Here is a 12,456-nt window from a genome sequence, read left to right on the forward strand (position 1 = left end):
AGCAGGGTAGTATGCGACCACGACAGGCCGTGCTGCTCGCCCTCCTCGTCGTGTTGGCGGGGTGTAGCGCCGGGTTCACCGGCACCCCGACCGCGACGGAGACGGCGACGCCCTCCGCGACGCCGACCGACACGGACACCGCGACGCCGACCGCCACCGAGGCGGCCGCCGCCCCGCCGGACCCCGAGACCGACGTGCTCGGGTGGGAGAACGGCCGGTGGGCCAACGAGAGCCTCACGCTCGACCGCTCCGACGGGCTGAACGAGACGGAGATAGAGGCCGTCGTCGCCCGCGCGATGGCCCGCGTCGAGACCGTGCGCGAACTGGAGTTCGAAGAGGACGTGCCCGTGAACCTCGTCTCGCGCGAGGAGTTCCGCAACAGCTCCGCCGCGGGCGGGAGCGCGGACTACTCGGACGCGTTCCGCGCGTTCGACAACGCGAAGTTCGAGGCGCTGTTCCTCGTCGGCGAGGACCGCGACTCGCTGGCCGTCCAGAGTTCGAACCGCGGCTCGTCGGTGGCGGGCTACTTCTCGCCGTCGCGCGACGAGATCGTCGTCATCTACCCCGGCGACACCCCGGACCTGCCGGGCGAGGGGACGCTGTCGCACGAGCTCACCCACGCGATACAGGACCAGTACTTCGACCTCACGTCGATTCGGGCCTCGACCCGCGAGGAGAGCAACGCCCAGAACGGCCTCATCGAGGGCGAGGCGAACCTCGTGCAGGACCGCTACATGGCGAACTGCGGCGAGGGGTGGGAGTGTCTCGCCCCGCCCCAGTCCGGCGGCGGCGGGGGCGGCGGCGACCTCCACCTCGGCATCTACATCATGAACTTCTTCCCGTACGCCGCGGGCCCCGGCTTCGTCGCGTACTACCAGGAGCGCGGCGGCTGGGACCGCATCGACGAGATGTACGACCGGCTCCCCGAGTCCACCGAGCAGGTGATGGAGCCGCCGCTGTACGCCGTGAACCGCGACAGCCCGACCGAGGTGCAGTTGACCGACACCCAGACGAACGGCTGGGAGCGGGTCCGGCCCCCCGAGCGTGACGACTACGCCGTCCTCGGCCAGTCCGCGATGACCGCGATGTTCGCCTACACCCTGTACGACGACTACCGGCAGGGCGGCGTCATCGAGCCGAACGAGTTCCTCAACCTCGAGGACGGCCAGGTGAACCAGAGCGACCCGTTCGAGTACGACATCGCCTACACCGACGGCTGGGACGGCGACCGGATGCACGTCTACCGGAAGGACGGCGAGGGGGCCTACGTGTGGCGCACCGTCTGGGACTCCCCGGCCGAGGCCGAGGAGTTCGCGAGCGGCTACCGACAGCTGCTCTCGCACTGGGGCGCGAGCGAGCGCGCCGACGGGGTCTACGTCGCCGAGAGCGGCCCCTACGCCGACGCCTTCCGCCTCGTCGTGGAGGGCGACACCGTCACCATCGTGAACGCGCCGACGACCGACGACCTCGACGACGTGTACAGCGGCTGATGGCCCCCGACGGCGCGACCGGCGGCCCCGCGAGGTCCCGCGGCCGACGACTCGCGCCGTTCGTTCTTTTGGTCTGTCTCCTGCTCGCCGGCTGTAGCGTCGGCTACACCGGCACCCCGAGCCCGTCGCCCGACCCCGACCGCATCGGCTACGAGGACGGCTACGCCGCGAACGCGACGCTGTCGGTCACCCCCGAGGACGGGCTGAACGACACCGAACTCGCCGCCGTCGTCGCCCGCACGACCGCGCGCGTCGAACGCATCCGCGGCGCGGAGTTCGACGGGAACCTCACCGTCGAGACCCTGACGCGCGAGGAGTACCGCGCCCGGAACCTCTCGTTCACGCCCCGCGAGGACCGCGCCGCCGACGCGCGCTGGGAGGCGGCGCTGCTCGTCGGGGAGGACGCCGCGAGCGAAGCGGTCGTCTCGGACCTGTTCGGGGGCGCGGTCGCCGGCTACTACCTGCCGGGCGAGAACCGCCTCGTCCTCGTCGGCGAGGTGAACACCCGGACGCTCGCCCACGAACTCGTCCACGCCCTGCAGGACGCCCGCGGGTGGGACGTGTCCCGGCGCGCGACCCTCGACGGCCGCCTCGCCGGGCGCGGCCTCACGGAGGGGGAGGCCGTCGCCGTCCAGCGGGCCTACGCCGCGCGCTGTGGCTCGGAGTGGGACTGCCTCCCGCTCCCGCCGCGCGGGGACCTCGACGTGGACGCGGTCGTCGCCCACCCCGGCGTCTACCTCGTCTTCCGCGCGCCGTACGTCCTCGGCCCGGAGTTCGTCGGTGCGCTCCGCGAGCGCGGCGGCTGGGACGCCGTGAACGACGCCTACGCCGACCCGCCGACCGCGACCCGCGAACTGCTCGACCCGGCGGCGTACCCGGCCGCCTCTCCCGAAGTCGCGATAGCCGACCGCTCGACGCGCACGTGGGAGCGGTACGGGGGCGCGGACTCGCTCGGGCGCGCGACCGTCCACGCGACGTTCTGGCGGCACAACCTCGTCGCGCGCGGCGACGACGCCGTCGCCACCGACTACCGGGACCGCTACACCGACGGGCTGGTCGCCGACCGCTTCCGGGCCTATCGGAACGGCGACGCCGACGGCTACGTGTGGCGGCTCCGCTTCGCGAACGCGAGCGAGGCCGCCGAGTTCGCCGCGGGGTACGAGCGCCTGCTCCGCCTGCGGCTGAACGCCCGCGCGCCGACGGGTGACGTGTTCGTCGTCGAGTCCGGGCCGTTCGCCGACGCCTTCCGCGTCACCCGCGACGGCGACGCGGTGACGATAGTGAACGCGCCCGCGCTCGGCGACCTCTCGGCGGTCCACGCCCGCGAGGGGGTGGCCGCGTGAGCCGCGCGCTCCCCGCCCTCGTCTGCCTCCTGCTCGTCGTGACCGCCGGCTGTGCCGGCCTGCTCGGGGCCGGGGGCGCGCCCGACGACGACCGGGTAGGGTACGAGAACGGCTACTGGTACGACTCCGAACTGAACGTCACGACGGCGGACGGGCTGAACGGGTCGGAGCGGGAGGCCGTCGTCGCCCGGACGATGGCCCGCGTCGAGGTGATACGCGACGTGGAGTTCACGGAACGCGTCCCGGTGCGTGTCGTCACCCGCGAGCAGTACCGCGCGAACCGGAGCGACGCGACCCTCGAACCGGCCGAGGCCGCGTGGCGCGAGCAGGTGTGGGAGGCCCCGCTGCTCGTCGGGGAGGACCGCACCGTCGACGAGGCGTTCGACGCCGTCTACGGCTCGTCGGTCGCGGGCTACTACTCGCCGTCGCGCGACGAGATAGTCCTCGTCTCCGACACCGAGACGCCGACGGTAGACACCCGGACGCTGGCGCACGAACTCGTCCACGCGATACAGGACCGACAGCTCTCCTTCGGCGGCGGGGCGACCCGCGACGCCGGCCTCGCCGTGCGGGGGCTCACGGAGGGCGACGCGAACCTCGTGGAGGCGCTGTACGATGAGCGGTGTGCGTCGGAGTGGGACTGTCTGGCCCCGCCCGAGAGCGGCGGGGGCGGCGCCGCGGACTTCGACTTCGGCGTCTTCCTCGCCGTGTACGCGCCCTACGCCGAGGGGCCGGCGTTCGTCGAGTCCCTGCGCGAGCGCGGCGGCTGGGACGCCGTGAACGACGCCTACGACCGCTTCCCCGAATCGACGGAGCAGGTGATTCACCCCGAGCGCTACCCGGACGACGCGCCCGTCGAGGTCCGGGTGCGGGACCGCTCCGACGGCGAGTGGGACCGCTTCGACCGCGAGCGCGTCGGGGACACCCTCGGCGAGGCCACCATCTACGCGATGCTGTGGTCCGGCGGCGCGACGGACGGCGCGGACCCGTACGACTACGCCGACCCCGCCTCGGCCGGATGGGCCGGCGACACCGTCGTCCCCTACACCGACGGCGGGGCGGGCGGCTACGTCTGGCGCGTCGCCTTCGACACGGAGGCCGACGCCCGCGAGTTCGCGGACGCCTACCGGAGCGTTCTGCGCGGCTACGGGGCCGAGCGCGTCGCGGCGGGGACGTACCGCATCGACTCGGGCGGGTTCGCCGACGCGTTCCGCGTGGTCCACGATGGCGACACCGTGACGATAGTCAACGGCCCGACGGTCGCCGACCTCGACGGGATACACGGGTAGCTTTTTCGACGGCCGCACCCAGTCGTCGGTATGTTCGACATCGTCTCGCCCGAGGCCATCCGCGACGGTCGGGCGACGGACGCCTACTTCGAGCGGACCCGCGACGCGCTGGAGGGCGCGGGCCGCGACCCCCACGTCGTCTGCGAGGTGACGGCCGACCAGTTCCCCGACGGCTCCTTCGAGACGTTCGCGGGCGTGAAGGACGCCGCCCACCTCTTCGAGGGCCGGGACGTGACCGTCCACGCGCTCGGCGCGGGACAGCTGTTCGACGGCGGCCCCGTCATGCGTATCGAGGGGTCGTATCTGGCGTTCGCGGAGCTCGAAACGTCGCTTCTGGGCTTTCTCTCCTCGGCGAGCGGCTGGGCGACCGGCGCGCGCCGGGTCGTCTCCGCGGCCGGCGACGACGTGTCCGTCCTCTCCTTCGGCGCGCGCCACGTCCACCCCTCGACGGCCGCGGCGCTCGAACGCGCGGCGCTCGTCGGCGGCGTGGACGGCTTCTCGCACGTCGCCGCGGGCGAGGTGCTCGGCCGGGAGCCGAGCGGCACGATGCCACACGCGCTCGTCATCTGCTTCGGGCGCGGCGAGCAGGAGGCCGCGTGGCGCGCGTTCGACGACCACAGCCCCGAAGACGTGCCCCGTATCGCGCTCACGGACACCTACTCCGACGAGGTGGACGAGGCGCTCCGGGCGGCCGCGGCCGTCGAGGACCTCCACTCCGTGCGCCTCGACACGACCGGCTCGCGGCGGGGCGACTTCCGCCACATCGTCCGCGAGGTGCGGTGGGCGCTGGACGACGCCGGCCACGAGGACGTGGGCGTGTTCGTCTCGGGCGGCATCGGGGCCGACGACGTGCGCGAACTCCGCGACGACGTGGAGGGGTTCGGCGTCGGCTCGGCCATCTCGAACGCGGAGCCGGTGGACTTCGCGCTCGACATCGTGGAGCGCGACGGCGAGAGCGCCGCCAAGCGCGGGAAGCTCTCGGGCGCGAAGCAGGTGTACCGCTCGGGCGAGGACCACGTCGTCCGCCCGGCCGACGAGCCCGGCCCGACGGACGGCCGGCCCCTCCTCCGCCCGCTCGTGGAGGACGGCGAGATCGTGCGCGACTTCTCCGTCGACGAGGCGGCGAAGCGGTGTGCCTCGGACGCCGAGCGCGTGGGGTTCGGGGACGAGGAGTAGCGCGAGCCGACGGCTCGCGAGTATGAGCGGCTGAGGGGAGTAAGCCCCCTTCTGTTCGGCCCGGCATTCGGCTGAGCGCCCGCCGCGGCGTCCGGGCTACCAATCGCGGCGGGCTTGCACCGGCGGGGATTCGCCGTTCCATCGGTCCCCACTCATCGACGCTCGGCGGGTTAGCTTCCTTCCCTCGCGGGTCGGGTCGCACGCTCCCGGGTGACCCCGGTCGCGCCGGGAGGTGACGGTGTCACCTCTCGCGCCTCATCGCTCCGAGTGGGACGTGTCGTTGCTGTTCCATAGCCAGCGGTCTCCCGCTCCGGACTTGCGTCCGGTCGCCCGCCCGGACGGTGGGGGGACTTTCCTCGCCGTCGGGGTCCTACTCCCGACGAGGCGGTGGCCGGGCTCCCTCTGCCGACCGGCCCTTCGCCGTCGGGAACCCTAAGCCCGTCGGACGGCCGCAAGCGGTATGCGGCCGCCGGGAGAACTTCGGACGTGTACCGGGCCGCGCTCCTCTGCGTCCTCCTCCTGCTCGCCGGCTGTACGACCGGGGTGTCGCCGGGCGGAACCGCGACGCCGACCGCGACGGCCGCGTGGGACGGCGACCCGGACAACCACTTCCGCGAGCGGACGCTGACGGTCGCCGTCGTGGACGAGGCGGGGACGGGCCGCGACTACGCGCCGCTGGTCCGCGAGGCGCTCGACTACTGGGGGGCGAACGCCGAGCGGTACGCCGGCTTCCCCCTCGACTACGAACTCGTCGCGAACGACTCCGACCCCGACGTCCGGGTCCGGTTCGTGTCGAACATCGCGGAGTGCGGCTCCGAGACGAGCGACTACACCGCCGGCTGTGCCCGCTTTCTCGACTCGCCCGACGACGTGACCCGCCCGATACGGGTGCGCGTCGAGACGGGCTACGCCGACGCCTCGACCGTCTCGGTGGTGAAACACGAGTTGGGCCACACGCTCGGCCTGCGCCACGGCGACGAGCCGACCGACGTGATGGCCGCCCGGTCGAACCTCACCACCCTGCCGCAACCGAACGCGACGGAGCGGGCCCTGCCGTGGGACTCGCCGAACCTCACCTACTACGTCGACTACGCGACGGTGCCCGAGTCCGAGCGCGCGGAGACGCGCCGGCAGATGCGCGAGACGTTCGGCTACTTCGCCGACGGCGCCGACGGCACCGTCCCCGACAACGTGACGTTCGCGCGGACGACGAACCGCTCGGCCGCGGACGTGGTCGTGCGCTTCGCCGATGCCGACCCCTGTACCGAGGGCTCGGGGTCGTGTGGCGGCCTGCGCGGGACCGACCCGGACCGCGACGGCGCGCTGGAGACGTACACGCGGCTGAACGTCACGGTCGTCGACATCCCGCCGGACGCGCGCGGCTGGCACGTCGGCTACTGGACGGCGCTCGGCTTCGGCCTCCGGGGCGAGGAACTGCCCGCGCCGCTGCGCTCCGAGGACCCGGACGTGCGCCGGAACGACTGGTGGGCCTAGTCGGCGTCGAGCGCGGCGAGGTGTTCGAGCGCCTCGTCCACGCGTCTGTGAGCACGGCGGTTCTCCGTCGCGTTGAGCGCCTCGCGGAGCGCCGCTCGCGCGGCGCGGACTTTGGGGGGTTTCACGTTCGTTCACACTCTCCTCGCGGAGATAAAAACCACCCCTGACGGCGACGGCTACTCCCAGACGAAGACGCCGTCCTCCTGGACCGTCTCGCCGTCCACGTCGAGCCGCGACTCGCCGCGCATGTCCGTGATGAGGTCGACGTGGACCGCGGAGTCGTTGCCCGTCTCCCCCTCGGGCGTGTTCGCGTCGTAGGCGCGCCCGAGCGCGAGGTGGACCGTCCCGCCCATCTTCTCGTCGAACAGGATGTTGTCCGTGACGCGGTCGATACCGCGGTTCATTCCGATGCCGAGTTCGCCGAGGCGCTTCGACCCCTCGTCCGTCTCCACCACCTCGCGGATCGTCGCCTCGCCCTGCGCGGCCTCCACATCGACGACCTCGCCGTCGGCGAACGTCAGTCGGACGTCGCGGACCGCCTCGCCGCGGACGGTCATCGGTACGTCGAACGTGACGTGGCCTTCGGTGGCATAGGGCGCCGTGAACACCTCGCCGGAGGGGAGGTTGTGCGAGTCGTACGCGACGCTCGCACAGGAGTTCACGGCCGTCCGCCCGTCGATACGCATCGTCAGGTCCGTCCCCTCGTTGACGATACGCACCTCGCTCCCGGCGTCGAGCACGTCCTTCATCCGGTCCATCTCGTCGGCGAGCGCGGCCCAGTCGCGGAGCACGGCGTCGTAGACGAAGTCGCGGTACTCCGAGAGGGACATCCCGGCCTGCTGGGCGAGCGAGCGCGTCGGGTGGACCGTCGAGACCCAGTCGGTGTCCATGCGGGCCTCGCGGACGCCCTTCGTCGCCTCGCCGCGGGCGCGCTGTTTCTCGGGGGCGACGCCCGCGCCCTCGGCGGTGTTGCGCCCGCCGCCGAGCCGGAGCACGGCGTCCGCGTGCTCGTACAGGGCGAGTTCGTGTGCCGGCTCCGAGAAGTCGCCGTCGTGCGCCTCGACGTAGGCGCGGTCCACCTCGGCGGAGCCGTACGTCGTCACGACGTTCGCCCCCCGCTCGCCGAGCGCGGCGGCGACGGCGACGCCCAGTTCGTGTGCGCCCTCCGCGACGGAGACGACCACGTCGTCGCCCGCCTCGATGCGCGCGCTCCAGTCGACGAGCGTCTCGGCGTGTTCGCGTACCCGTGGGTCCATGGGCGGCGTTGCGGACGCCGGAAGAAAAGCGGGTCGTTACCCGCCGAGATAGGAGTCGCGGATGTAGTCGTCGCCGCGCAGTTCCTCGGGGGAGCCGGTCTTGACGGCCTCGCCGTTCTCCAGCAGGGTGAGCCGGTCGGCGTGGTTGAGCGCGAACGTGACGTTCTGCTCGGTGAGGACGATGGTGATGGGGTCCTCGGCCATGATGCGCTCGATGCCCTCGCTGATGTCCTCCAGGATGACCGGCGCGAGGCCGATGGTCGGCTCGTCCAGCACGAGCAGTTCCGGGTCGCCCATCAGCGCGCGGCCGATGGCGAGCATCTGCTGTTCGCCGCCCGACATGGTGCGCGCGTTCTGGTTGCGGCGCTCCACCAGCCGCGGGAACAGGTCGTAGACGAACTCCAGCCGCTCGTCGCGCGCCTCCTCGCCGCGGCGGTACGCGCCGAGCTTGAGGTTCTCCTCGACGGTCATGAAGCCGAAGAGGTCGCGCTTCTCGGTGCAGTGGATGACGCCCCGCTCCACGAGGTCGGACTGACCCACCTCGGCGACCTCGTCGCCGCGGTAGCGGGCCGTCCCCTCGTAGGGGAGGAAGCCGGAGACGGTGTTGGCGAACGTGGTCTTGCCGGCGCCGTTCGGGCCGATGAGGCCGACGATCTCGCCCTCGCCGACGGTGACGTCGATGCCGCGAAGCGCCTGTACCTGCCCGTAGGAGACGCGGAGGTCCTCGACGTGGAGCACCGGCTCCCCGTCGGGCGCCGCCGCCTCGGTCGTGTCGTGTGTGTTCGTACTCATTGTGGTGTCGCGGCCGCCGTGACAGCCTGTGCGTGTCGAACTCCCACACGATAATAAGTGTCGTCCATCGCCGCGCGGGCGGGCGGAGAAAAGTAACGCCTATACACGGCGGTTTTGTATCCACGAGACATGCAACGGCGAGTCGCGGCGATCTACCTCGTCTTCTTCGTGGTGATGGGGGCGAGCGCCTACTCGGTAATCGCGCTGGCCGACCAGCCGGCGGTGGACGTGCCGAACGGCGAGACGTACGCTAACGGGACGACGCTCACCGTCGGCGGGCAGGAGTACACGGTTATCGCGACCGTGGAGGAGTCCGGCGACGGCCACGGCGGGACCGACTACACCCCCGCCGCGAGCCTCTCGTACGTGAACGACTCCGCAGTCCAGACCGCCGCGTGGGAGAACGGCTCCACGGTGTCGTATCTCGGCGACGAGTACGACGTACGCATCGACAACGCGAGCGGGACGGTTCGGCTCGTCGAGTCGATAGACGTGGCCGCGACGTTGGCCAACGACTCGGCGGTGTTCAACGAGACCGTCGTCGTGAACGGCACGGAGTCGGTGACCTACCGCGAGGACAACCGGAACCGGCCGCTGGACGAGTACCTCGCCGAGCAGTACCCCGACCGCGAGACGTTCAGCTTCTCCGAGGGTGACAGCGTCGACTACGACAACCAGTCCACGACGCTGACCGCCATCACGTCCGAGGAGGCGACGCTGACGTGGACCGCCTCCGAACGGCAGTCCGTCGAACTGAGCGACGGCGGCAACGTCACGCTCGCGGGCGGCAACACCTACTTCGCCCACTTCGACACCGAGGGGAGCGGTGCCGACCTCACGCTCGACGTGATGCTCGCGCCGTCGAGCGACTACGGCGCCTACTCGGGCGACCTCTCCCGGCAGAGCGAGTTCAAGGACCGCATGAACGGCCTGTGGGGAATCATCATCCTCGCGAGCGTCGCGGCGCTGCTCGTCGTCTCCCTGGCGTACATGCCGGTTCGGGGGTAACCCTCCGATTCTCCACGTGTCTGACGGTACTATAAGCGGCCACGCCGCGAACCACGGGTAGATGGTCGCCACCGGAACCCTTCTCACGCTCGTCGTCGCCGGCCTCGCCGCGCTGTTCATGGCGTGGGCCATCGGCGCCGGCTCCTCCGGGTCGACCCCCTTCGCGCCCGCCGTCGGCGCGAACGCCATCAGCGTGATGCGCGCCGGCTTCGTCGTCGGCCTCCTCGGCCTCGCGGGCGCGGTGTTGCAGGGCGCGAACGTCACGGAGGCCGTCGGGACGGAGCTACTCGTCGGCGCGCCGCTCACCCCGACGGCCGCGATCGTCGGGCTGGCGACCGCCGCCGTCCTCGTCGCCGTCGGCGTCTTCGCCGGCTACCCCATCGCCACGGCGTTCACCGTCACCGGCGCGGTCGTCGGCGCCGGCCTCGCGCTCGGACGCGGGGCCGCCTGGCCCAAGTACACGGAGATAGCGACCCTGTGGCTGCTCGTCCCGTTCGTCGGGGGCGGCATCGCCTTCGCCACCGCGAAACTGCTTCGCGACGAGCGCGTCCCCGAGGCCGTCGCCGTCCCGGCGCTCGCAGGGCTGGTCGGCGTCCTGCTCGCCAACATCGAGTTCGTCCTGCTCGGCCCCGAGGGCGGGCGGGGCGTCGCCGCCGCCGTCACCCGGGCCGTGGTCGGGGAGGCCGCGACCGGCACGCCCGTCCTCGCCGGCAAGGTCGTCGCCACGCTCGCGTTCGCGGCGCTCGTCGCCGGCGCGCTCCGGGTCGACATCGTCCGCGACAAGGCGGCCGGCCAGCGCCACTTCCTGCTCGCGCTCGGCGGCCTCGTCGCCTTCTCCGCCGGCGGCTCACAGGTCGGCCTCGCGCTCGGGCCCCTGCTCCCGCTGTTGGGGCCCGACACCGTGTCGGTGCCGCTCACCGCGCTGCTGTTCGCGGGCGGGCTCGGCCTGCTGGCCGGCTCGTGGACCGGCGCGCCGCGGATGATAAAGGCGCTCGCGCAGGACTACTCCTCGCTCGGCCCGCGCCGCTCCATCGCCGCGCTCATCCCCTCGTTCGCCATCGCGCAGTCGGCCGTCTTCTTCGGCGTCCCCGTCTCGTTCAACGAGATAATCGTCTCGGCCATCATCGGGTCGGGCTACGCCGCGGGCGGCGCGGGCGTCTCCGGGCGGAAGATGCTCTACACCGTGCTGGCGTGGATCGGCTCGCTCGTGCTCGCGTTCGGGGTCAGCTACGGGGGCTACCTCGCGGTCTCGGCGGTGCTGGGCTGAACGCCGGCGTGTTCAAGCTCCGAGCGCGCGTAGAGGAGGTATGGAACGAGAACGGAACGGGAACGAACGGTCGAGGGTCGCGCGCGTCGTCGGCGCCGTCACGCCGTCGTACGCCGGGCGCGACGACACGGAGATGCACGGGGTCGGGCTCGGCATCGGCGGGCTGCTGCTGTTGGGTCTGCTGCTCCCGCTGCTGCCGGTGTTCGTGGCCTACCTCCTCGTGGACCGCGCGGTGACCTTCCTGCGCCGACAGGCCGCCGACGAGCCGGAGCCGGTCGCGCGCGGCCGCCGCCCCGCCTGAGTACGATTACACCCGCGTATCGACCAGCTCGAACGGCGTACCGTTGTCGTTCGCGCTCGCCTGCTCGTAGACGACGTGCGCGGCGGCCACGTCCTGGATGGCCAGCCCCGTCGAGTCGAAGACCGTGACCCCCTCCGGGCCGCCCGGCTCGCCGCGACCCGCGAGGTCGTCGGTCACGATGGCGCCGAGTTCGCCGTAGATGTCCTCGTCCGAGAGCAGTCCCTGCGACCACGGGACGTTGATCTCCCCGGAGTGGGTACACTGCTCGTAGTCGTCGATGACGATGGTCGCGTTCGCGAGCAGGTCGTCGTCGAGTTCGTGCTTGCCGGGGGCGTCGGCGCCCATCGCGTTGACGTGGGTGTGCTCGCCGACCGCGTCGGCGGGGACGATGGGGTGTTCGACGGGCGTTACCGTCGAGAGCACGTCACAGCCGGCGGCCTCGGCGACCGACCCCTCGCGCACGTCGAACTCCTCGTCGAAGCGGGCGACGAACTTCGAAACCGCCTCCTCGCGCAGGTCCGAGACGACGACCTCCTCGATGGGGCGCACCTCGCTGATGGCCTCCAGTTGCGTGTACGACTGGACCCCCGCGCCGACGATGCCGAGCGACGTGGCGTCCGCGACGGCGAGGTGGTCGGTGGCGACGGCCGCGGCCGCGCCGGTGCGCTCGCGGGTGAGCGTCGTCCCGTCCATGATGGAGAGGGGGAAGGCGTTCTCCGGCTCGGAGTACACCATCGTCCCGAGGACGGTCGGCAGGCGGTGGTCGTCGGGGTTGTCCGGGTGGACGTTCACCCACTTGATGCCGGCGGCGTCCCAGTCGTCCGCGCGCATGTAGGCGGGCATCGAGCGGAAGTCGCCGTTGTACTCCGGGAGGTCGATGTACGACTTCGCGGGCATCTGCACGTCGCCGCGCTGGTAGGCCGAAAAGGCCTCCTCGACGGCGACGATGAGTTCGGCGGTGTGGGCGTTCTCCGACACGTCGTCGGGGCCCAAGAGGAGCGTCTCCATGTCGCGCAAGAATTGCGCACACGGCTTTAACG

12 protein-coding genes and 1 other RNA gene are annotated in these 12,456 nt (G+C 71.9%); 8 read left to right on the plus strand and 5 right to left on the minus strand.

Translation table 11 applies throughout. The annotated features are described in order from the left end of the window. The first annotated feature begins 11 nt into the window (after nucleotides 1-11). The 4 genes from P2T37_RS06025 to P2T37_RS06040 are packed head-to-tail and all read left to right on the plus strand — an operon-like array spanning nucleotide 12 to nucleotide 5,298. A complete protein-coding gene (locus P2T37_RS06025; protein ID WP_276235895.1) occupies nucleotides 12-1,490 on the plus strand; it encodes an Hvo_1808 family surface protein in 1,479 nt (492 codons plus the stop codon). After that, a complete protein-coding gene (locus P2T37_RS06030) occupies nucleotides 1,490-2,833 on the plus strand; it encodes an Hvo_1808 family surface protein (RefSeq protein WP_276235896.1) in 1,344 nt (447 codons plus the stop codon). The genes P2T37_RS06025 and P2T37_RS06030 overlap by 1 nt, the downstream gene beginning before the upstream one ends. Beyond that, nucleotides 2,830-4,122, plus strand: a complete 1,293-nt coding sequence (locus P2T37_RS06035) for an Hvo_1808 family surface protein (protein ID WP_276235897.1) — start codon at nucleotides 2,830-2,832, stop codon at nucleotides 4,120-4,122. Before P2T37_RS06030 ends, P2T37_RS06035 begins: the two co-directional genes overlap by 4 nt. Before the next feature lie 30 nt (nucleotides 4,123-4,152). Beyond that, nucleotides 4,153-5,298 carry a nicotinate phosphoribosyltransferase gene (locus tag P2T37_RS06040; RefSeq protein ID WP_276235898.1) on the plus strand — a complete coding sequence of 382 codons (1,146 nt, stop codon included), beginning with the start codon at nucleotides 4,153-4,155 and terminating at the stop codon, nucleotides 5,296-5,298. 28 nt (nucleotides 5,299-5,326) lie between these two features. On the opposite strand, the gene rnpB is transcribed toward P2T37_RS06040, so the two are convergent. Beyond that, an RNA gene (gene rnpB, locus P2T37_RS06045) (RNase P RNA component) lies at nucleotides 5,327-5,705 on the minus strand. A 79-nt stretch (nucleotides 5,706-5,784) separates the two neighbouring features. On the opposite strand from rnpB, the gene P2T37_RS06050 reads away from it, so the two are divergent. Then, nucleotides 5,785-6,792 (plus strand): matrixin family metalloprotease, encoded by a 1,008-nt coding sequence (locus P2T37_RS06050; RefSeq protein WP_276235899.1) that lies wholly within the window; start codon nucleotides 5,785-5,787, stop codon nucleotides 6,790-6,792. Here the strand turns inward: P2T37_RS06050 and P2T37_RS06055 are convergent. From P2T37_RS06055 to P2T37_RS06065, 3 genes are read right to left on the minus strand one after another with little or no spacing between them, the layout of a single operon-like run. Beyond that, entirely contained in the window at nucleotides 6,789-6,917 is a 129-nt protein-coding gene (locus P2T37_RS06055; protein WP_276235900.1) for a hypothetical protein, read from the minus strand. The genes P2T37_RS06050 and P2T37_RS06055 overlap by 4 nt on opposite strands. 51 nt (nucleotides 6,918-6,968) lie before the next feature. Continuing rightward, on the minus strand, nucleotides 6,969-8,048 hold the full coding sequence (locus tag P2T37_RS06060; protein ID WP_276235901.1) for an aminopeptidase: 1,080 nt from the start codon (nucleotides 8,046-8,048) through the stop codon (nucleotides 6,969-6,971). Between the two features lie 36 nt (nucleotides 8,049-8,084). Further along, the gene (locus tag P2T37_RS06065; RefSeq protein ID WP_276235902.1) at nucleotides 8,085-8,840 is read right to left on the minus strand and encodes an ABC transporter ATP-binding protein; all 756 of its coding nucleotides are present in this window, start codon (nucleotides 8,838-8,840) and stop codon (nucleotides 8,085-8,087) included. A gap of 129 nt (nucleotides 8,841-8,969) precedes the next feature. Here P2T37_RS06065 and P2T37_RS06070 point away from each other — a divergent pair, with 129 nt between their 5' ends. From P2T37_RS06070 to P2T37_RS06080, 3 genes are all read left to right on the plus strand, one after another. After that, a complete protein-coding gene (locus P2T37_RS06070) occupies nucleotides 8,970-9,848 on the plus strand; it encodes a hypothetical protein (RefSeq protein WP_276235903.1) in 879 nt (292 codons plus the stop codon). 61 nt (nucleotides 9,849-9,909) lie between these two features. Continuing rightward, entirely contained in the window at nucleotides 9,910-11,115 is a 1,206-nt protein-coding gene (locus P2T37_RS06075; protein ID WP_276235904.1) for an inorganic phosphate transporter, read from the plus strand. Between the two features lie 40 nt (nucleotides 11,116-11,155). Continuing rightward, nucleotides 11,156-11,416 (plus strand): DUF7535 family protein, encoded by a 261-nt coding sequence (locus tag P2T37_RS06080; RefSeq protein ID WP_276235905.1) that lies wholly within the window; start codon nucleotides 11,156-11,158, stop codon nucleotides 11,414-11,416. Between the two features lie 6 nt (nucleotides 11,417-11,422). Here P2T37_RS06080 and P2T37_RS06085 read toward each other — a convergent pair whose 3' ends face one another. Beyond that, on the minus strand, nucleotides 11,423-12,424 hold the full coding sequence (locus P2T37_RS06085) for an ornithine cyclodeaminase family protein (protein ID WP_276235906.1): 1,002 nt from the start codon (nucleotides 12,422-12,424) through the stop codon (nucleotides 11,423-11,425). Between the last annotated feature and the right edge of the window lie 32 nt (nucleotides 12,425-12,456).

Source organism: Halosegnis marinus, assembly GCF_029338355.1.
Taxonomy (GTDB): Archaea; Halobacteriota; Halobacteria; order Halobacteriales; family Haloarculaceae; genus Halosegnis; species Halosegnis marinus.